This is a genomic window from Providencia sp. PROV073, from assembly GCF_033688125.1.
Taxonomy (GTDB): Bacteria; Pseudomonadota; Gammaproteobacteria; order Enterobacterales; family Enterobacteriaceae; genus Providencia; species Providencia hangzhouensis.
In genome coordinates this window covers 34223-54345 of sequence record NZ_CP096356.1, presented here as the reverse complement: position 1 = coordinate 54345, position 20123 = coordinate 34223, and the positions used below count along the sequence as shown (strand labels likewise).

At 45.7% G+C, this 20123-nt stretch carries 15 protein-coding genes; all 15 read left to right on the top strand.

Features of this window, described 5'->3' with window-relative positions; translation table 11 throughout:
* The first annotated feature begins 8 nt into the window (after nucleotides 1–8).
* The 15 genes from trbC (at nucleotide 9) to M1F17_RS22260 (ending at nucleotide 19591) form a co-directional block, all read left to right on the top strand.
* The gene (trbC, locus tag M1F17_RS22330; RefSeq protein ID WP_272663189.1) at nucleotides 9–629 is read left to right on the top strand and encodes a type-F conjugative transfer system pilin assembly protein TrbC; all 621 of its coding nucleotides are present in this window, start codon (nucleotides 9–11) and stop codon (nucleotides 627–629) included.
* Nucleotides 626–2518, top strand: coding sequence for a conjugal transfer protein TraN (locus M1F17_RS22325; protein ID WP_272663187.1), 1893 nt, complete (start codon nucleotides 626–628; stop codon nucleotides 2516–2518). The genes trbC and M1F17_RS22325 overlap by 4 nt, the downstream gene beginning before the upstream one ends.
* A complete protein-coding gene (gene traF, locus M1F17_RS22320) occupies nucleotides 2515–3303 on the top strand; it encodes a type-F conjugative transfer system pilin assembly protein TraF (RefSeq protein ID WP_272663186.1) in 789 nt (262 codons plus the stop codon). The genes M1F17_RS22325 and traF overlap by 4 nt, the downstream gene beginning before the upstream one ends.
* Nucleotides 3304–3313: 10 nt before the next feature.
* The gene (locus M1F17_RS22315; RefSeq protein ID WP_071548969.1) at nucleotides 3314–3616 is read left to right on the top strand and encodes a hypothetical protein; all 303 of its coding nucleotides are present in this window, start codon (nucleotides 3314–3316) and stop codon (nucleotides 3614–3616) included.
* A 5-nt stretch (nucleotides 3617–3621) separates the two neighbouring features.
* Entirely contained in the window at nucleotides 3622–4146 is a 525-nt protein-coding gene (gene trbB, locus M1F17_RS22310; RefSeq protein ID WP_272663201.1) for a type-F conjugative transfer system pilin assembly thiol-disulfide isomerase TrbB, read from the top strand.
* Nucleotides 4147–4273: 127 nt separating this feature from the next.
* Entirely contained in the window at nucleotides 4274–4675 is a 402-nt protein-coding gene (locus M1F17_RS22305; RefSeq protein ID WP_272663184.1) for a hypothetical protein, read from the top strand.
* Nucleotides 4672–5067 carry a hypothetical protein gene (locus tag M1F17_RS22300; RefSeq protein WP_272663182.1) on the top strand — a complete coding sequence of 132 codons (396 nt, stop codon included), beginning with the start codon at nucleotides 4672–4674 and terminating at the stop codon, nucleotides 5065–5067. Before M1F17_RS22305 ends, M1F17_RS22300 begins: the two co-directional genes overlap by 4 nt.
* 195 nt (nucleotides 5068–5262) lie before the next feature.
* Nucleotides 5263–6639 (top strand): conjugal transfer pilus assembly protein TraH, encoded by a 1377-nt coding sequence (gene traH, locus M1F17_RS22295; RefSeq protein ID WP_272663180.1) that lies wholly within the window; start codon nucleotides 5263–5265, stop codon nucleotides 6637–6639.
* A 12-nt stretch (nucleotides 6640–6651) separates the two neighbouring features.
* Entirely contained in the window at nucleotides 6652–9543 is a 2892-nt protein-coding gene (traG, locus tag M1F17_RS22290; RefSeq protein WP_272677415.1) for a conjugal transfer mating-pair stabilization protein TraG, read from the top strand.
* Between the two features lie 51 nt (nucleotides 9544–9594).
* Complete coding sequence (locus M1F17_RS22285; RefSeq protein ID WP_140172750.1) at nucleotides 9595–10092, top strand: hypothetical protein; 498 nt, start codon at nucleotides 9595–9597, stop codon at nucleotides 10090–10092.
* A gap of 88 nt (nucleotides 10093–10180) precedes the next feature.
* Nucleotides 10181–10387 carry a TraR/DksA C4-type zinc finger protein gene (locus tag M1F17_RS22280; RefSeq protein WP_071548975.1) on the top strand — a complete coding sequence of 69 codons (207 nt, stop codon included), beginning with the start codon at nucleotides 10181–10183 and terminating at the stop codon, nucleotides 10385–10387.
* 52 nt (nucleotides 10388–10439) lie between these two features.
* Nucleotides 10440–10829, top strand: coding sequence for a hypothetical protein (locus M1F17_RS22275; protein ID WP_140172749.1), 390 nt, complete (start codon nucleotides 10440–10442; stop codon nucleotides 10827–10829).
* Between the two features lie 63 nt (nucleotides 10830–10892).
* Entirely contained in the window at nucleotides 10893–13115 is a 2223-nt protein-coding gene (gene traD / locus M1F17_RS22270) for a type IV conjugative transfer system coupling protein TraD (protein WP_140172748.1), read from the top strand.
* Entirely contained in the window at nucleotides 13115–18241 is a 5127-nt protein-coding gene (traI, locus tag M1F17_RS22265) for a conjugative transfer relaxase/helicase TraI (protein ID WP_220693750.1), read from the top strand. The genes traD and traI overlap by 1 nt, the downstream gene beginning before the upstream one ends.
* Nucleotides 18242–18652: 411 nt before the next feature.
* On the top strand, nucleotides 18653–19591 hold the full coding sequence (locus M1F17_RS22260; protein WP_140172940.1) for a RepA family replication protein: 939 nt from the start codon (nucleotides 18653–18655) through the stop codon (nucleotides 19589–19591).
* The last annotated feature ends 532 nt before the right edge of the window (nucleotides 19592–20123 follow it).

Below are 20123 nucleotides of genomic sequence, written 5' to 3'. Positions count from 1 at the left end.
TCCTTTTCATGAAATCCGTTTTCTTTTTATTCGCAAGCGTACTGCTTGCGTCGACGAGTCATGCCTTAACGGATGACCAACAGTTTTTAGAACAGCTGCGCGACCAAAGCGCGACCTTGCGGGAACACTCCTTGCCGCCGGATGGCTTTAAGCCACCGGAAATCTCGGCCAAGGATAAAGCCTGGATTGATAGCTTATTAGCCAAGCAGCAGCATGCGCAGCAACAAGTTGCCGATGCGGCTAAAGCGCAAACAGCTCGGGAAACTCCGTTTATCTATTTTGTGTCGTTTTCTATTCCCGAAGCGGGACTCAAACAGATGGTGCCAGAGGCCACGCAGCTTGGTATCCCCACGTTGATTAATGGGCTGATTGACAATGACTTTCGTAAAACGGCCAGTGCCGTGTTTGAACTGACCAAAGACAGTGGTGAAGGGGGCGTACAAATCGACCCGAAAACCTTTGCACAATACGGCATTACGCAAGTTCCTGCACTGGTAGTGCGCTGTGAGCAAGGCTTTGATGTGATATACGGCAATATTCGTTTGATATCCGCCATTGAACGGATTGCCAGCAGTGGCGATTGCCATCAGGTTGCTCAAGATTGGTTGGTATCGAGGACGCGGCAATGAAACGGTTATTGATTGCATTATGTGGTGTGGGGGCTCTGTCACTGGGGTTTGCGGCCAATGATTATAAAGCAGGCTCAGAATTTGCGAATAGCCTGAAAAATAAAGGGACAGACACGATAAAAAACACCAATCCCGCCGACATTATTCCGAACTATACCGCCAATCCGTCAGAAAGTGGCTATTACGGTGGGGTGACGTCAGGCGCAGCTTCGGGGCTGGAAAATGCCGGTATGAAAGCGATGAATGACACCGATGCGGGACAAACCACGATGGAGGTCATGAAAAACCGACCACCGGATAAGTTAGATTTGGACGCCCCGTTCTTAAAAGCCGGCATTGATATGCGGGAAAAGGCGGAGTCAGAAAGCGGGCAAATTACGGTGCCGTGTCAGGATGTGACGCTGGATAAAACCGAAATCACGTCACACCAATGTGAGCGAACCCCAGCGGCCAGTTTAGCCTGTACTCGCACAGCCAAAATTACGTGGGAAGAGGATACACAATCGGTTTTGAAAGAAATTTATATCCCCAATGAACAAATCAAATATCACAATGTGGGCAGAAAACCGATTGTTGGGACATTTAATCTTGATCAAGATGGGCGAATTGAAGCCTTTACGATGTATGCATGGGCAAGAAAATGCGCCCCCTACAATGAGCCATTGTTTCCGTGGCATACAGATCAGGTTATCAGTTTATGGGGATTAACACTGACGGATTTAAAACCGCAACGCACCTGTAATTGGAATGATATGGGAAATGCAAAAACGGTTGTTGCTACTAAGGCCGTTAATGTTAAAGAGGGAAAGCATCAGTTTACGATTTCATTAACGGGGCTTTGGCAATACGGCAATATTACGGAAGGTAGCGTTGATTTATTGAATAAAAATCAATTAAGAATCAATTTGAAAATTAAGATGTGGGTACTCGAAAAAACGGTTAAACCCAAAATTGAATGGGTTGAACATTGTCCGTTTGATAAATCTGAAGAAGTGAAAGTTGAAACCCAATGTACTGAAAAAGGGGGCACGAAAACCGTCACGGTGGGCGGTAAAAAATACGATGTTTACAGTGAATGTTGGCAGTACACCGATTATTACGCCAAGCAGTCGGCAGACAATGGCAGCTGCGGTGACTACATGAAAAATCCCGCTTGCACCATTGTCAAAACCACCTGTATTGAATCCGTTGGCAGTACGTGTTTGCGGGAGCAAGCGGTGTTTTCCTGTGAAAAAGGGCTGACCGGAGGCGGGAAAATGTGCGGCGTTGAGCTGATTTGTGCCAGCGGCGAGTGTGACCAAATCAAAAATGATAAAGCCAACAGCTTCCAAAAAGCGGTATCGGCGTTAGCAGCGGTGGCGGCGGCAGGCGAAGATGTGGCAGAGCTCAATGACGTGAATGTCAGGGCTTTTACAGGTCAGCGTTATACCTGTCGTAAAGCGGCTGCGGGGTTTAATAACTGCTGCAAAAGTGGTGGTTGGGGAAGTGATGTGGGGCTGGCGCACTGTGACAGTGAAGAAAAAGCGCTGGGTAAAGCCAAAAGTCGCAATCTGACCATTTATGTCGGTTCCTATTGCTCGAATAAAGTCCTCGGGGTGTGTCTTCAGAAGAAAGAAGCCTACTGCGTGTTTGACAGTAAGCTTGCCAAAATCGTGCAAGAGCAAGGACGTGGCGGGCAGTTACGCATTGGTTTTGGTAGCGCCAAAAACAGTGACTGTCGCGGTATCACCGTCGATGAATTGCAGGCCATTAACTTTGACCGACTGAATTTTGCGGATTTCTATTCCGATTTGGAATCGGGCACCGATATTCCGGCTGACCAAGAACTGATTGACCGCGTAAAAAATCAAATCGCCAATGGCCTGCAAGGGCAAGGGGGACAAGGATGACAAGACGGATTTTAATATTGCTCATCAGTCTGGTGATACCCGGAGCGGGATTGGCCAACAATGAGGAAAGGGTTGAAACGCGAACGTATGTGGATGAGCCCATCGTCGGTTGGCACTGGTACAACGAGCCTCAACCGGAAGACGAGGAAGAGCCGCCAGAGCCAGAGCAAATCCCACTTTCGACGTTATCACCGACGCTGCAAAAAAAGGTCATGCAAAAGTTGACAGAAGAAGCCTTAGACACCGCGATTATGCAACCCTCGCCACAAAATGCCCTGCGATACATGGCGTATCAGCGCTTTTGGTTGGAGCAGTCCGGTAAGTTTGAGCGGTCAGTAAAAAAAGGGTTATTGCTTGACCCTACCCTTGATTACAACTTGGAGCACAGTCACTACAACAGTACGGTGCCATTGCAACTATCCCAACTGCAAGGCAAGGAAAAAGCGGCTATTCAATCGTTATCGTCACAATACGGTGTGTTTTTCTTTTATCGCGGACAAGACCCACTGGATAACCAGTTAGCTACCGTGGTTCGGGAATTTGCACAGTCACACAGTATTGCTCTGATTCCCGTATCCGTTGATGGCGTTCGCAGTGAAGCACTGCCTGAGACTCGACCTGATACGGGGCAAGTCGCCAAAATGGGTATCACCCATTTTCCGGCCTTGTTCTTAGTTGACCCGAAAAGTGAACATTACCAACCGCTTGCGTATGGGTTTATGACGCAAGATGCGTTAGCCCGCCGCTTTTTAGATGTCGCCACAGATTTTAAGCCTAATTATTAAGGATAAAGACATGACAAAACCCACGATAAAAGAACGATTAATTGAAAATACTTTGATTTACCTTGGCATGACGTTGATTTTTGCCTCACTGATTTTTTATGGACTGATCCATTACTTAATCGATATTCGCCACGGCGTTTTAAGTGAGTCTACAAAGCAAACCCTTCAAATGATACAAGAAACCGGCATGGTATTTATTTTCGCATTAGGGGCTGCGACGTGTTTGGCAGGGATGTTCTATGCCGTCATTAAAGCTTGGCAGCGCATTAAAGCCCCGACCGTTTTTCCGGAGGATGAGGAGAAAACATCGTGAGAATAATGATGTTAGCGATAATGTTGTTCTTCAGCGGTCTAGTTCAAGCGAGTGTGATGGATGATATTGCGGAGCTTGAAGCGCATAAAACCGCCCCAACCGAGCGAGAAACCGTCATTGAAGAAGAAACACCGCCATCAAAAATCAATACCGTTGTAGTTAAACCGTACCGATTACCCAACGGAAAGGTCGTCAATTTAAATGATTATACCTTGGTGTTGTTTATGCAAGCTAAGTGCCCGTATTGCCAGCAGTTTGACCCGCAATTAGCCTTACTGTCAGCGCAAACGGGATTTAAGGTTTTTGCGTACACGCTCGATGGTCAAGGCGATATGGCGTTTCCCAATGCGATACCCGCGCCCGCTGAAGTGGTGCAAACTTTTTTTGGGGCAGGGATGCAAGTTGTGACGCCTTCCGTGTTTTTGGTGGAGGTCAATACCTTACGAACATACCCACTGCTACAAGGGCTGACGGATATGCAGGATGTGATGAACCGAATCAACAGTAACTTAATGTTGGCGACACAATAAAGGAGATTTGGTGACTGAAAATGCGTAAAGCGCAAAAAGATGTGTAAGAAGTACTTTTTTTAGTGCTAAGTCTGTGGGGATATTTTACTGCTGACCTATTTTATCATTTGAAAATAGAGAACGTATTATGCCAAATAATCAGGTGGATACTGCAATCCAAGATGAGATAAATCGTGATAAAAATGCAAAACTCCAAAAAAGAATTCGTGAATTAAGAAAATACCAATCCTGTGAAGCGAAACGCCAAGACCAGAGCGCTTCTGAGTTTATTGGTTATGCTATCGCAGGTTTGGTTCTTTGGTTTGTGATGCATAAGGCGTTTGAGATGGCATGCTGGCCTGATAGTGAACTCGATGCTGACCCTAACTACTTAGGAACAAAAGGACTGTGGAATGTGGTGATGTATGTTGTGCCCTTTTGTTTTTGGGGTATTGCGATAAAACACCTTGTGATAGGGGTATTTTCTTGGATCGAATATTACTTTGCACAGTTTAAAATCACTCGGTTGAAAAAGAAGTTAGCCAAATGAAAAAGCGAGATTATCACATTATCGACCCACTGATTGAACCACTGGTGAAAACCTTCAATCAATGCGGTTTTAGCACTTATGCTTCCTGCCAAGGGCATGGTTGGCCTGTTGACTATCGGAAGCCCTATATCGCGTTTATATCGACAACTGAACATGCAGGGCGGCTTGAACAGCGCTTGCGGGAGGATATGGAATCCCCATTACCCAAGCTTAACTGGGGATGGATGATTGGCTGCGGGTTTAATGACGCTTATCAATTGTGTTTTTCACTGCGGCTTTGTGGCCATCGCCGAGGGTATTATCGCTACTGGCGGCCGTCAATCATCCATGATTTTGCGGTTATCGAGAAGATGCTCCTCACCGAGTTTGGTTCTCATTCTTCAATGGAATAACGCTATTTCGCTCGTTATCTCCCTTTAATCTCACTTTACTCTTTAATGCCGACACGCAATAGCTTGCGGATGATGGCACTCAATAAGGTTTACCCACAATGAATGATTTAATCAACCCTATTCCTTGCCGGAATAAGGCGATAAACCCTGCCTTATTCTCGTGTTGGCCTATTTATCTTCAATCCGGAGGCCCTAATGCGTAAAGGACTCATTGCTGTCATTTGTTCGGCATTACTCAATCAAACCGTGGCGGTTGCCAATGTGAACAGTGATATGAATAACTTCTTCAATAAGTTGGGCTTCGAAGGCAATGCCACCGATGCCCGTGCTTGGGAAGGTCAGGCCGCAGGTTATGCCACAGGCGGTAATTTATTCCTGCGTAGCCAAGTGAAGCAGTTGCAAATTGCGTCATTCACGCCGCCATCCATCAATGCGGGGTGTGGGGGGATTGATGCCTACCTTGGGTCTTTTTCTTATATGAACAGTGAGCAGCTGCAGCAATTTATCAAACAGATGATGACCAATGGGGCAGGATATTTATTTGATTTGGCATTGCAAACGACTGTACCTGAACTGAAATCGGCGAAAGATTTTGTGCAAAAAATGGCGTCAGATATCAATAGTATGAATATTTCATCGTGTCAGGCCGCCCAAGGCATTATTGGCGGGCTGTGGCCCACCAATACCGTGGCCTCACAAAAAATCTGTCAGGATATTGGCGGGGCGACCAATTTGTTTGAGGACTGGGCGGCTTCACGTCAAGGATGTACGGTCGGCGGGCAGATGAACAATGCCTTTAATAAAGCCCCTGAGAACATGAAAGACCAAATCATGCAGAATAAAAACTTGATGTGGGAAATCTTGGCCAAAAGTCAGTTTTTATCCGGCGATAACGAGTTAAAAGAGTTGGTCATGAACCTGACAGGTACACTCATTTTTGATGCCAAAGGAAATGTTAAAAGCACCATTCCCAAAGTGAACCGCCAAGAACTCATCAAAACCTTGATGGAAGGCGGCACGATGACCATTGAGGGATGTGTGTCTACCGTGGATTGTCTGGAGCTAAAAAGCAAAAAAATCACCATCAGCAGTCAAAATGGGCTTATCTCCATGACCAAAACCATGATTGAAGGCATTCAAGGCAAGTTACGCAGTGATGAGGGGTTAAGTGCCAAAGAAAAAGGCTTTATTCAAAGTACCTCTATCCCGATTTTGAAGTATTTGGTTGACCCGATGCAACTAAATATTCAAGCCAATTTATTACCGGCCCTGGCCGATTATATTGCTTATGACATTTTACTTCAGTACCTGCAGGAGTTGATTGACCAAGCTAAAGGGGCAATGGGAAGCCGAAATTACATGGAAGAAGCGGTGAAGCCGCTACGAGAAAATATCGCTGAAGCCTCACGCCAATTGGAATCCCTGCAGCAAATGGTCAACACCAAGGCCAATGTCTTGATTGAGCTGGAGCGACAAATGAGTTACTTGCGCCAACAAACCTCCAGTCAGCTGCAAGAGCGTTTTATGCAAAACACCCGCTTTAATATCGTCAATCCTGAAACACAAAAATAAAGGAGCCGCAATATGGCCGTGATAGATACCGTCTATGTGCTCGGCGGCGGTGAATACATGATGCAAGTATTCAACGGCGTCGCTGCATTGATAGGCTCTGATACATGGGACTCGATGTTCCGCATTGTATTATCGATTTCTGCGGTATCCGTATTGATATCGTTTATGAAAGCCCATGACCCGAAAGAGCTAATTAAATTTACAGCTATCATTGTGTTGGTCTCCAGTGTGTTGTTAGTACCCAAACGAACAGTCCAAATTATTGACCGTACCAACCCGACGGGGGTCTATTTAGTCGATAATGTCCCGTTAGGGTTAGCGGCACCGGCTAAATTTATTACCTCGATTGGAACGGGATTGACTGAGTTGTATGACATGATATTCCATACCCCTGACTCATTAACCTACAGTAAAACCGGCATGTTGTTTGGGGCAAATCTGGTCGGTAATCTCAGCGATGCGATGATGGTTGATGGAGATTTGGCGGAATTGATGGGGCTTTACACCAAAAACTGTGTCATCGGGGATATTTTAATTAACCATAAATATTCGTTTCAAGAACTGATGAGTAGCCGTGACCCTTATACGCTCATTTTCCAAAAACCAAGCCCGTTACGCGGCATTATTGTGCCCTACGGTAACACCGCTGCCGTTGGCGCTAATGGTGTTGCACAAAGTGGTTTCTGGACGTGTGCAGATATAGCAAAACATGTCTTAATGCCAAAACTCAATATCGATACACAAACGGGTGGAAAAACCTGGAATTACATGGTGAAACAAATCTTTGGCGGCCGTCCTGATGCCAATGTGTTGTACAGTAATATGATGGGCGATAGCTATAACTTTTATTACCAGGGGTCAGAAACTGCCAGTCAGTTGATGCGAAATTCCGTGGTGATGAACGCGCTTAAAAACGGCATCAGTGCTTACAGTGCGCAAAGCGGTGATACCGCCAGTTTAGTGAACTTAGCCTCCACGTCGTCATACAATAAAATGCGATTAAGTTGGGCGACGTCATCCCAAGTGGCGGTTTCCTTTGTACCGATATTGAATACCATTTTGTTGTCGTTAGTGATTGCGCTTTTTCCTATCTTTATCTTACTGGCGGTCATTCATTCACTTTCGGTGAAAATGTTATTCAACTACATCATGTCCATCATTTACCTGCAATCCTGGCCGCCGATGTTTGCCATTTTAAATTATGCGACCAGTTTTTACTTACAGGGAAAAACTAACGGCTTAGATTTTAATCTGGCGAATCAAGCCAGTATCCAACAAATGCACAGTGATATCGGGTTAATTGCCGGTTGGTTATCCATATCGATACCCTTTATTGCAGTTGCAATAGTGAAAGGATTAGGTCCTGCAATCGCGCAAGCGGGGAACTATTTAGGCACCGCCATCAACAGTTCGGCGACAGCCACTTCCTCACAAGCGGCGGACGGAACCTGGTCATTTAATAATATGCAAACGGGGAATGTAGCAGGCAATAAATGGGATACCAATGCCAGCTTCCGTGATGGTCAGATGACACGGCAACTGGCCAGTGGGGCAAGCAGCACGGTAACCAGTAGTGGCCAAGAAGTGATGGATATCAGTGGCGCGATGTCGAGATTACCGGTATCCATTAAAGGCAGTGAGGCAGTGGTGAGTTCGTTACAACAAAGTGCGAAGTTCGCTAAAACTCAAGCCGCGCAGTCGCTGAGTGCGTTCCAAAGTTCAGTGAATTCCGCATGGAATCAAGCGTCACAATTTACTAAGCAATTTGGTAACAGTGCAACAGCATCAACCTCTACAGATTCGGGATTGAGTGGCAATCAGGCCGAAGGCTTTAAGAAAGTGATTAACGCCACAGAAACGCGAGCAAAAAATGACAACATTAGCAATGAAGAGGCATTTGCCAAGCTCTTGAGTGAGAGCTTTGATGCGTCTAAAACCATGGGGGCAAAAGCGGAAGGCGGGATATCACTCCCAGTTATTGGGGGAGCTCAAGCATATACCGATGGTAATACCCGAGATACGGACAGTAAGCAAAGCAGCGTACAAGAGCGAAGTTCAAGGCATCAAGATACACGCAGTGAATCTGGTTCACAAACGAACCGCGACTTTACTGAAGGCTTAGATATGCTCAATAGCAGCAAAATCTCGGAAGGAACCAATCGACACGATAATGAGGCGAATTCAGAGATTAATCAAATTGTTGCAACACTGAATGTAGCGAAAAACCAATATGAGCAATACTCAAATAGCTTAACGGAAAGTAAGGAGTTAAGTGATATGGCGAGCTTCGCTCAAAATAACAGTGCGCAGATTGACAGTAATTTAGATCAAGAGTTTGCCAGCTACGTCAGGCAAAAAGCACCAAGTCAAGCAGATGAATTACTCAGTAATACCAGTGATATCCGTGTGGCAAAAGAAAGGGATGCTTTGGCTCAATCGTTTGTCAAAGAGCGGTTACTACCAAAACTGGAGAGTGAATACTCTCAAAATCGTGGAAATATCGAAGCTAAAGGTGCAGCTGCTTCAGGTGGAAATCTACACTCATCGAGTGATTTAATTGCTGAACATGAATCCAATGACAAACGGATTAAATCGATGAGTGAAGGAGCAGAAATAAAACATGATACAGCTCAAAATGTACTCGCAAAAGAGGCGTCAACAAAAGGAAATATTGCTAATATTAAAAATGATATAGAGAAAGGAAAAAAAGAAATTGACCTACGAAAAAATGAGCTTGAAATTAATCATCAAGTAGAGATAAAAAAACAAGAAACAAAGTTTAAAGAGGAGCAAGATCATAAGAAAAAAGCTGGTTTAATAGTGGATGATCGGCCGATAGAAAAGAAACCAGGCTCTAATGGAATAATGGATCCTGAGGATTTTTACAAAAAAAATAGTGATTGAGTCTGCATTTTAGGTTAAATAGTAGTTATTAGATTAAATTAAGGAATTAAAATGGTAAAAAGAATCAGTGTTTTTATTTTGATTTTTGTTTCATTCTTTTCTTATTCAAAAGTAAGTGTTATAGGATTAATAATAAATCAAGATACTAAAAAAATAGTGGCTGAAAAATACACTATAAAAAATGACAAGTCTCAATGGAGATGGGATTTGCTTCCAATGGAAGTGAAAGTTGATCATATCAAAAAAGCAGACGTTTCATTTGATGGCGATATTTTAAAAGGTGTGTGGCTTACATTACCTAAAGATAATTTTAATTATTTCAATGAAATACTAAAAAACAAATATGCATTGAAAGAAGAAAATACACCATTTTTAGGTGATAAGTATGCTATTTTTGAAAAAGAAAATGTTATTATTTGGATTCAGGCAAAACATATGTCTTTTGATATGAATGTTGTATATATGGATAAAGTATTTAAAGAAAAACTAGAAAAAGATATTAATGAAATAAAACAAGAAAGCAGAGAACGACTCATTGAACAACTATAATCCTAACGCACTTCGTTTGTTAACAGTCTATTCCCCTTAATAATAAATTTTTCAGGGGAATAGACTGTCTCGTCTCAAGAGGTTTCCAATGGCTGATGAAATTGATGTCTCTCAAGCTGAGAGCGATTTTTTGCTGTCTCTAAGATTGAGTCAACGTGCTCAATATCAGGGGCAGAGTGCAAAAGTTTGCGTCGAGTGCGGTGATAATATCCCGCTGGCTCGTCGAATCGCCTTACCTGGTGTTCAGCACTGCGTGGGTTGTGTCGAGCGCCAAGAGTTGTTCCGTTCCAGATAATGATTTTTCACATTCATACCCCGAATTTTTCCAAATATCTATTGAGGTTACAATGAAAAATATAATCCGTAATAAAGCGGTGTTCGCTTTATCGTTACTATTTTTGTCAAATATCACCTATTCATCAGAAGAAAAGAATAAACTTGATGAAGTTATGCTTTATTTTACATTATCTCAATGCAGTGAGTACGTGATTGGTACTCAACATCCCGATAAAACGCTTGATGACAATATAACAACTTATTTGGATTATCTTAGAATAGACAAAAAGGATATTTCGTTTCTCTCACAAGAAATCATTAAATTTAAAGACACCTTACCCACATTAGACCCTGTGTTATTTAAAGATAATGAAAATAGAGATAAAGAAGTTTCATTTTGTGCAATAGCCTCAGCGCATTATATTGAACAGTTAAAGAATAAATTGGGATTAACAAAATAAGTGACCTTCCTTCTCCGACTTTAAATCCTATTTTTTTCCTTATTAATTTAGAGTGATTTCATTATGAGTTCAACCAAGCATATTACGCAGGGTGGACAAGTCTTTAGCTATATGCTCGGCATGTTCATGCAAGTCAATAAGCGAATATCTTTTTGGCTTATTCTATTTTTCTTGATGATCTTCCCGATTATTTTTTATTTTAAAGTGCCACTGCAAGAAATTAAAAATGGCGGATTATATTGGTGGTTATATTTAACCGCAGGCGGTGAAAAAGCCTTATATCGCGTGGCACCCATTTATGAAGTGGATTTTGATGGCCAACTTTATCGGTTTACCTCAGATGCGATATTAAAAGACGATTATATGATCTATGCCGGAAATATCGTGCTACAAGAATTGGGATTATCCTTATTATGGGCATGTATTGTCGTCATTGTGCTGTTTTTTGTCATCTACCGAGTATTTCATGGCTTAGGTAAGCGCCAAGCGAATGATGATGTGATTGGTGGGCGTACACTCACGGAAGATATTAAGCATGTTCGCAATATGCTGCATGCACGACGCGAAGCGTCGCCTATTACTTTTGATGGGTTACCCCTGAAGCTTAACAGTGAAGTGCAAAACATGCTAATGCACGGTACGCCCGGTTCAGGAAAATCAAATACCCTCAATAAATTACTTATCCAGCTTCGCAAACGCGGCGATATGGTGATTGTTTATGATAAAGGGTGTTCCTTAATCAAACAGCATTACAATGAGAACATTGATAAGCTACTGAACCCATTGGATAAACGGTGTGAAAATTGGGATTTGTGGAGTGAATGCGTCACTATCCCTGATTTTGACAGCGCGTCCAATACGCTTATTCCCCAAAGCACTTCAGAAGATCCGTTTTGGACAGGGTCGGCGCGTACCATTTTTACGACTGTCGCGGCTAAACTCGGTAAGGATGATAAGCGAAGCTATAACAAATTATTGCGTACCTTATTGGCCATTGATCTTAAGACGTTGCGTGCGTATGTCGCAGGAACGGAAGCCAGTAACTTGATGGAAGAGAAGGTGGAAAAGACTGCCATTTCAATTCGGGGTGTCTTGACTATCTATGTTAAAGCGCTGCGCTACCTACAAGGGATTGAGCGTAATGGTAAACCGCCATTTGCGATCCGTGAATGGATGAAAACCGTCAACGAGAAAAAAGACCGTCACGGTTGGTTGTGGATCACCAGTAATGAACGTGAACATGAGTCTCTAAAACCGTTAATTTCCATGTGGTTATCGCAAGCGGCGAATACGTTACTGGAAATGGGTGATAACCGCGAGCGCCGAGTGTGGTTTATCTATGACGAATTGATTTCATTGCACCAGTTACCGAATTTACCCCTCATTTTGTCACAAGGCCGTAAATTTGGCGGATGTTTTATTCTTGGCTTTCAAAATAAAGCACAACTGAATGTGACTTATGGTAATGAAAATGCTGATGCAATGATGGATTTACTGAATACCCGCTTTTTCTTTCGTTCTCCCGATGAAAGTATCGCTAATTGGGTACGCGGTCAGCTCGGGCAAACGCGTAAAAAAGTGGCCAGTGAGCAATACAGCTTCGGGCCTGAAACAGTACGCGACGGTGTGTCATTCAGTAAGCAGCAAGAGGATGTGGATTTAATCAACTACTCCGATGTGCAAAAACTGCCCGATTTAACGTGTTATATCACATTGCCTGGGGAATACCCGGTCATTAAGCACGCCATGAAATATGAAAAGCTGAAAGTCATCGCGGAAGAATTTATCCCACGACAAATCAATGACAGCTTAGACCAAGAGATTGAAGCTGAAATTGACGAGCGGTTAAGCCTGGGGGCGCTGCCTGACGTGGTTAATCAGGCCATTGATAGCTTAATTAGCGGTAAACCGATTGAAACACCCGTTGATACGGCACAAAACAATATCGCTCCGGAAGTGGCTCAGACTCAACCACAGTCTATCGTTGAGCTCACATCGCAGTCAGTCACACAAAACTCCACGCCGATAACATCGGAAACCGCAGCATCTGGCAATCCACCGGAAGCCCAAGGCGGGCAGGAGGTCATCATTGATAACGTCTTGGTGAATACGGAAACAGGGGAAGTTTTGGGGGCAGTCGTTGAACAAGAGGAAAATCCACAAGACCTGTATGACAGTTACACGCGCATGCGGCAGGACGAAAAGGAAATTTTTAACCGACCCAAACCTTCCCAAGAAAAGCCAAAACACATAAATGATGATCATGATGAACCGGAGATGTGGTGATGCTGACTGTTGCACCGATTGCCAATAATGCGGCAAATTATTATACCCATGAAGACAATTATTATTTTCTCGGCAACCTTGAAGCCCGCTGGATGGGTGAAGGTGCTAAATCACTTGGATTAGAAGGCGAAGTCACTAAAGACCAATTAGGTGGGATCCTTGAGGGGCGCTTACCCAATGGCCAAAGTCTTGAGCGGATGGAAAACGGTAAAAATGCGCACCGTGAAGGGCATGACTTAACGTTTTCAGCACCCAAAAGTGTCTCGGTATTAGGACTTGTTCTTGGCGATAAGCGTATGATTGACGCACATAATCATGCCGTCGAGGTCGCCCTGAAAGAAGTGGAGAGCCTCGCGTCAACGCGAGTGATGGTTGACGGAAAAACGTCGCTGGAAATGACCAAAAACTTAGTTATCGCGGCATTTAACCATGATACGTCCCGCGAGCACGATCCTTTAGTCCATACGCATGCTCTTGTGATGAACATGACCGAACACAATGGCGAGTGGCGCACGTTATCCAGTGATACACAGCAAAAAAGCGGCTTTAGTGAGGCGGTTTATGCCTTACAAGTGTCATTAGGGCAAATCTACCGCCATGCTTTACGTGAGCGTGTGGAAAGCTTTGGCATGCAAACCCATGAAACAGGCAAGAATGGATTATGGGAAATTGTGGGCGTGCCCGTTGTGCCGTTTTCTCAGCGGCATTACCAAATCATGGATGCGGTGGGGCATGAAGCCTCACTCAAATCCCGTGATGTGGCCGCCCTCGATACGCGTCAAGCCAAAACAACCCCTGAAAAAAGTGAGTTGTTGACCGACTGGTTTGACCGCTTGGATAAAAATGGCTTTGGCCCTGAAGAACGCAAAGCGTTTTACGCTGAAGCCGAGCAGCGTCTTGCCAAAGGCCAGATGGGTGATACCTCTCGGGATATACAGCCCGATATTACCCGCGCTGTCACTGATGCGATTGCGTTACTCAGTGATAAGCAGCTTAGTATGACTTACAGCCAAGTGTTGGCTAAAACGCTTGGGGGATTGGAAGCCCGTGCGGGCATGATAGCGCAGGTGCGTGAAGCGATTGATGTGGCGATTGAACAGCGTCAACTTATTCCACTGGATGAGAAAAAAGGGTTGTTTACCTCGTCCATTCATTTAATGGACGAGCTGAAGCTGCAACAAATCGCCACCGACATGAAGCAACATAACCGTACCGTCAGTTTTCAGGTGCGGACAGAAACCCTCACGCCAGTCATGGAAAAAGTGGCGGACACCTTACCCAATATTGCGATTGTGGCCAGTCAAGGGCTTGGTAAAGCGCAGCGAGACGGGGTATTAGACGGTGTCACGATGGCCCAATCACAAGGGCGTGACGTGGCTGTAATGACCCTTGATGCGACCAGCGGTAAAGCGTTTGCCAATGATAATCGCTTTGCCACTGTGCCAAAAATGACGCTGGGTGATGGTCAACCACTCAAGCCCAACAGTACCTTAGTGGTGGCTAATGCGGAAAAACTGTCATTGAAATCGGCCTTATCTCTACTGGAAAATGCTCAATCTGCCAATGTGCAGGTGCTCATGATGGACAGTGGCGGCCGTAAAGGTACGGGAAACGTGTTGGCGACGCTGCAAGATGCGGGGGTGCCACGTTTTAAAGGTGAGTCTTCCGCTGTCTTGACGGTGAAAACGGCACACATTCCCGATAAAAATCATCGTTATGCGGCATTGGCGGCGGATTATGCACAGCTACACAGTGACATGAAACCCGTGGTTGCGCAGGTCAGTGGCGTTCGGGAACAAAAAATTGTCACTGACACCATTCGCCAAACGCTCACTGAGCGGGGCATGCTCAGTGAAAAAACGGTGACGGTGACACAGCTCAAACCCGTGTGGCTCGACAGCCATTCGCGCAAGCAAATCGACAGCTACCGTGAAGGCATGGTGATGGAGCGTTGGAATGCGGATAAAAAAGAGGTTGAACGTTACACCATTGACCGTGTGACGCCTGAAACTCGGTCGGTCACGTTGCTTGACAGTCAAGGGCAAAAACAGGTGATGAAACCGCAGCAATTTGATGGCCAATGGAGTGCGTATCAACGCCAAACGATGGACATCAAGCAAGGCGAGCAGTTAACGATATTGGCGAAGCAAAATAAGCTCTCTGCACGTGACAGGGTCACGGTAACTGGGTTTATGCCAAACGCAATAATGGTTAATTTCAACGGAAAAACGCACCGTATTGATGTACGAGACGGTGTCAAAGCCGATTATGGTTATGTTACCGCGCCAGGGCAACAGGCTAACGATACGGGCACAGTGTTATTGGCCGCATCAGCACGGGATACGCAACCCACATTACTCAATACGGCTGCGCGCAGTGGTGAACATATTACCGTGTATACGCCACTGGATAAGATGGAAACCGAGCGTCGTTTATCGCGTTCGCCAGTCTATCAGCAAGCGCGGCAGTTAGCGGGGGTTGAAGGGTTAGACAGCAAAGCCATTGAACAAGCCGTCGATAAAGCCACGGAAGCGTTATTGTCTAAGCCCGAAAAAGCCCTGCAACAAGGCATGGCGTTAGCACAAGAGAGTCAGGTTTTTTTCTCGCGCATCGATGCAATTGCCAAAGCGTTACCATTACACAACTCGCTCGACAGTCAATCGCTTGGGAAAGCTTTTGACCGCTTAGTCGCCCAAAAAGCCATCATCCCCGTGACCAGTGGTAAAGGCGCAGCCCAACAACGCTACGTGACGGCCAGTACGTGGGAGATGGAAAAGCAAATCCTGACCACCATTTTAGCCGGCAAAGGAACACAAACCCCACTGATGGAGTCTGTTCCTGAAGCCGTACTGGAAGGGCTAACGGAGGGGCAAAAGGCCGCCACTACATTGATTTTAACCACGCGTGACCAGTTTGTCGGCATACAAGGCTATGCCGGGGTGGGGAAAACAACTCAGCTGAAGGCTGTTCTCAAGGCCTTGGAAACACTCCCTGAGACGCAGCGACCGGAAGTGATAGGTCTTGCCCCCACACACCGAGCGGTGGGGGAAATGGCCGCTGTGGGGGTGAAATCACAAACCTTGCATGCCTTTTTGATGGATGCGAATCAACGCCAACAGCAAGGGGAAGTGCTGGATTTTAAAAACACCCTCTTTTTAGTCGACGAAGGTTCGATGGTCGGAAACAAAATTATGACTGAAGTGTTAGACGTGATTGGGCGCGGTGGCGGGCGAGCGCCGATTTCAGGGGATAGGGCGCAGCTATTGTCGGTGGACAGTGGTACACCGTTTTCCCTCGCGCAAGACCGTTCAACGCTGACGACTGCGGTTGTGAACGAAATTGTACGGCAAAGACCCGAGCTTCGCCCTGCGATTGAAGCCATCATAGCCGGTAATATTCAAACTGCGATGGATACGATGAATCGCGTGACGCCTGATGTGGTTCCCCGTCGCGCGGGGGCGGAATTCCCCGAACAGTCGGTGATAAATTCAGGCGACAAGGTCATCACACATATTCTTGATGACTATCGCGGACGAACGGTTGAAGCCCAAAAAGAGACACTGATTGTGGCACAAACCAACCGCGATAAAGATGAACTTAATCGCGGTATTCATCAAATCTTAGTCGAGCAAGGGCAATTACAAGGGGGAAAAGACGTCCCGATATTGGTGCGTGAAAGTACGCGCACAGAGGCCTTGTTATCAACGGCAGGACTGGCAAAACATGCCGGTAAAATTGCCCTCATCCAAGAGCAGTACTATCGGATTGAGGTGACTCAAGAGGGCGTCAGTGACGGAGTTGTGACCCTGGTTGATGAACAAGGCAAAAGGCATTTACTTTCGGCCTTTGAAAGTAGCTTGCTGGATATTGGTATTTACCGCCAAGAAACCCGTCATATCGCCGCAGGGGAAAAAATCAACTTTACTCGCACGGATAAAGAGCGCGGACGCGTGATGAACAGTGACTGGACGGTCAGTGAAGTCAGTGGTAACGGGCAAATCACCATTACTAAGGGCGATGAGTCACGCGTGCTTAGCCCGAATAGCGAATTGACAGACCAACATCTGGATTACGGTTATGCGGGCACGGCACACAAAGCGCAAGGGGCAAGTAGCTTGTATGTGATTGTCCTTGGGGGGGTTGAGTCAGGACGACGTATGCTGGCCACCTTACGTGATGCGTATGTGGCTTTATCTCGTACTAAAGCGCACGTGCAAACCTACAGTGATGATTTGGATAAATGGACAAAAGCCATTGAAAACCCCGGAAACCGGAAGACCGCGCATGATGTGTTGCTGGCTGAGCAAGACCGTGCCGCCAAAGTCGGTAATCAACTGTTTGACCATGCGAAACCCCTTAATGATACGGCGATTGGTCGCGCTTTAAGTCGGCAAATGGGGCTCGGTGAATCCCATGAAGGGAAGTTTGTTTATCCGTCCACCAAGCACCCCGAGCCACATGTGGCGTGGCCCGCATTTAATGAACACGGTAAAGCCCAAGGTACGGTGTTACAAGCGATTGAACTTGAAGAGGATAAATTGAAGGGGCTTCGTGCTGAAGTGCGCTTACTGGGAAGCGAGCAGGCACAATTTATTGTCGTCAAACCCAGTCAAAACGGGCACACCGTGATTGTGAACAGTCTAGAATCCGCTTTTGAGACGATGGCACAGCAACCCGAACAGGGTGTGGTGGTGCAACTCAATCCGGATGAACGTTTACACACGGCCATGATTGAAAAAATCACGCAAGGGGAAGTGGATAACGCCTATTCCAACCCGAATACCGCGCAAACCGATAAAGCAGACAGTGACCCGAAAAACCTGCAAACCCCCGAGGAGCAGGCGATTGATAAAGCCTTAAAAGAGGCTGAAGCTGCCCTGCGTCAGCAAGCGAACAGCGAGCCTAAAGTGCCAGAACTGAGCGAGGACGAACTGAGGCAGGTGATGGCGCAAGAGCGTGATAGCTTACTTAAAGGGGAACATGACTTAATGGAGGCGAAAGAGCGAGTCATTGAAAAGGCCGTTCAGTTTGAGCGTGAACATCAGCAACAACAACGAGACGTTTTGCGTCAACAAGAGCGTGAAATGGTGATGGAAAAATCCCGTGACCGTGAGTTTGGTGATTAACACCCTGTTATTTTAGTTTTAACCCGCATTGTCGGCGATTTCCGCCAGTTTCGTTTAGTTTTCTCTCGCGTCGAACCTCAAGTTTTATCACAAATTTTGTGAATAAATCGCGTCTTTATCGTGAAGACGTTGCTTGAATGCGCATAGAGTGCTAAATTAGCCGACAATTGATGTGAATTTTGTGGTCGCCACGCCGAAAGGTGGCAAGAGATGGGATGTAACACACAAACATGTGCTGTGAACCCAAATAGAAAACCCCTGTAATCTTCTTCTATCTTGGCGGACCGAGGAAAGATTATCAGGGGTCATCAGAGTAATTCCGCTAGGGGTAATGTTGAACTCCTAGCGGGGAGTATAGAATTATGTGCAAAAAAATTCAACTCCTTCCGTACAACATAAGTGCGGAGAGACATGTCTAATGGGATCTCAATTCCTGCAATCCCTTGTTCCGTCGGTAAAATTCATCGGCATTATGCGCCAAAATTTTTAGGGCAATTACCGAAATTAGTGCCTGTGCGTCGCTTTGCAGCCGCATTAAAGCGTCACGATTGGAACCGCAACCCCCATATTTACCAACTGCGATATAGCCGAAAGCAGCGGATATCGGTGCGTTCAGAGCGTCGAGAAACCTTTGATGCATTAGCGATGGCCATGATCGCCTATGCGGATTACAACCCTGAAAGTGATGCGTTGTTCGAAGTAATGTGCTCCGTGGAGAAGTTGGCGGAGTTATGTGGACAGCTGTATCGCTATGACAGTGGTCGTAAAAGTTACGACCCGATACTGCATGCCTTGCGCGACTGGGAACAAGCCAACCTGATTGTCATTGACCGCGATTTTGATGTCGAGGCGAAGCAATACAAAGCGATGCGTATTTGGATACGCCCTGAATTTTTCCATGGACTCGGATTTTCCGCATTAGAGCTGCGGGAAGTGGTCGCCAGCTTTAGCCGTTGGATGGAAAAAAAGGGATTAAAAGAGAGCTACCAAAAACGCTACGCCCAACATGTCTTGCGACTTGCGCGTGCGAATGTGGCGTCACTGGACACTAAGCACAAACTTCGCAACCTGCTCAACAAGCTCAAAACCCTTGTGGTTGGGAAAGATGAAGCCCTGAAACAAGAGAAAAAACATTTAGCCAAAGCGCTGAAGGAAAAGAAAGCCTTAGCCCAAAGTACGCGTGCGCCTGAAAGTCAAGAGCATGCCGCCTGGCGTCGCTTTGAAGCCTGGAAGGTGACGCAGCCTATTGCGGCCGTCATGGCCTTTGAGCGGAAAATGAAAGCCTTGTATCCGAGTGTTCAAGGGCAGGCCATTTACCTGCATTATCTGGAACACCTACCCGACGCCTAATTCCCCCCCCCTAAATTTACCGCCTTGACTGGCGGTGGTTTCGTTCGCCCCAAATCTGGATAGCCTGTTTTTTGAACAGGAAATTCGTTGTTCTAATCTCTCCATTCATCTCAACGATGACACCTCGACTATTTTCGTTGGATATTTACCCCATTAACTTCGAATGGGTTTATTCTCTGCAATTAACTTCGAATCAGTTTGGGGTTTTAAAGTTAAATTCGTTTTTAGGTTCTGAACTAAACGTCCTTTTTAATAAAAGGAGTTGCGGCTCTGCTTTTTCAAGCCGCACACTCTAAAGAGATAAACCCAATAAAGCCTTCGCTTACAAGCCATAAATGGCTGTCGCTCAGATTACGGTGTCAATATCGTGCCATTGCCCCCGTAAAGCTGGCCTTTGGCCACCTTAACGCGCAGCTACAGCCGTTCATCGAGGCTACGCCTCTTGCCCGTCTCACTGCGTTTTTCAAAGGGTCAAATACGCAAAATGACGGTGTTAGTTTCAATCGGCTCAACCAGGACAGGGGGTAGATTG

Excerpts from the sequence above, each read along its gene's own strand:
- traD (WP_140172748.1), top strand. The coding sequence starts at position 10,893 with ATGAGTTCAACCAAGCATATTACGCAGGGTGGACAAGTCTTTAGCTAT.
- trbC (WP_272663189.1), top strand. The coding sequence starts at position 9 with ATGAAATCCGTTTTCTTTTTATTCGCAAGCGTACTGCTTGCGTCGACG.
- traG (WP_272677415.1), top strand. The coding sequence starts at position 6,652 with ATGGCCGTGATAGATACCGTCTATGTGCTCGGCGGCGGTGAATACATG.
- trbB (WP_272663201.1), top strand. The coding sequence starts at position 3,622 with ATGATGTTAGCGATAATGTTGTTCTTCAGCGGTCTAGTTCAAGCGAGT.
- M1F17_RS22315 (WP_071548969.1), top strand. The coding sequence starts at position 3,314 with ATGACAAAACCCACGATAAAAGAACGATTAATTGAAAATACTTTGATT.
- traF (WP_272663186.1), top strand. The coding sequence starts at position 2,515 with ATGACAAGACGGATTTTAATATTGCTCATCAGTCTGGTGATACCCGGA.
- traH (WP_272663180.1), top strand. The coding sequence starts at position 5,263 with ATGCGTAAAGGACTCATTGCTGTCATTTGTTCGGCATTACTCAATCAA.
- M1F17_RS22280 (WP_071548975.1), top strand. The coding sequence starts at position 10,181 with ATGGCTGATGAAATTGATGTCTCTCAAGCTGAGAGCGATTTTTTGCTG.
- M1F17_RS22260 (WP_140172940.1), top strand. The coding sequence starts at position 18,653 with ATGTCTAATGGGATCTCAATTCCTGCAATCCCTTGTTCCGTCGGTAAA.
- M1F17_RS22305 (WP_272663184.1), top strand. The coding sequence starts at position 4,274 with ATGCCAAATAATCAGGTGGATACTGCAATCCAAGATGAGATAAATCGT.
- M1F17_RS22285 (WP_140172750.1), top strand. The coding sequence starts at position 9,595 with ATGGTAAAAAGAATCAGTGTTTTTATTTTGATTTTTGTTTCATTCTTT.
- M1F17_RS22325 (WP_272663187.1), top strand. The coding sequence starts at position 626 with ATGAAACGGTTATTGATTGCATTATGTGGTGTGGGGGCTCTGTCACTG.
- M1F17_RS22300 (WP_272663182.1), top strand. The coding sequence starts at position 4,672 with ATGAAAAAGCGAGATTATCACATTATCGACCCACTGATTGAACCACTG.
- M1F17_RS22275 (WP_140172749.1), top strand. The coding sequence starts at position 10,440 with ATGAAAAATATAATCCGTAATAAAGCGGTGTTCGCTTTATCGTTACTA.
- traI (WP_220693750.1), top strand. The coding sequence starts at position 13,115 with ATGCTGACTGTTGCACCGATTGCCAATAATGCGGCAAATTATTATACC.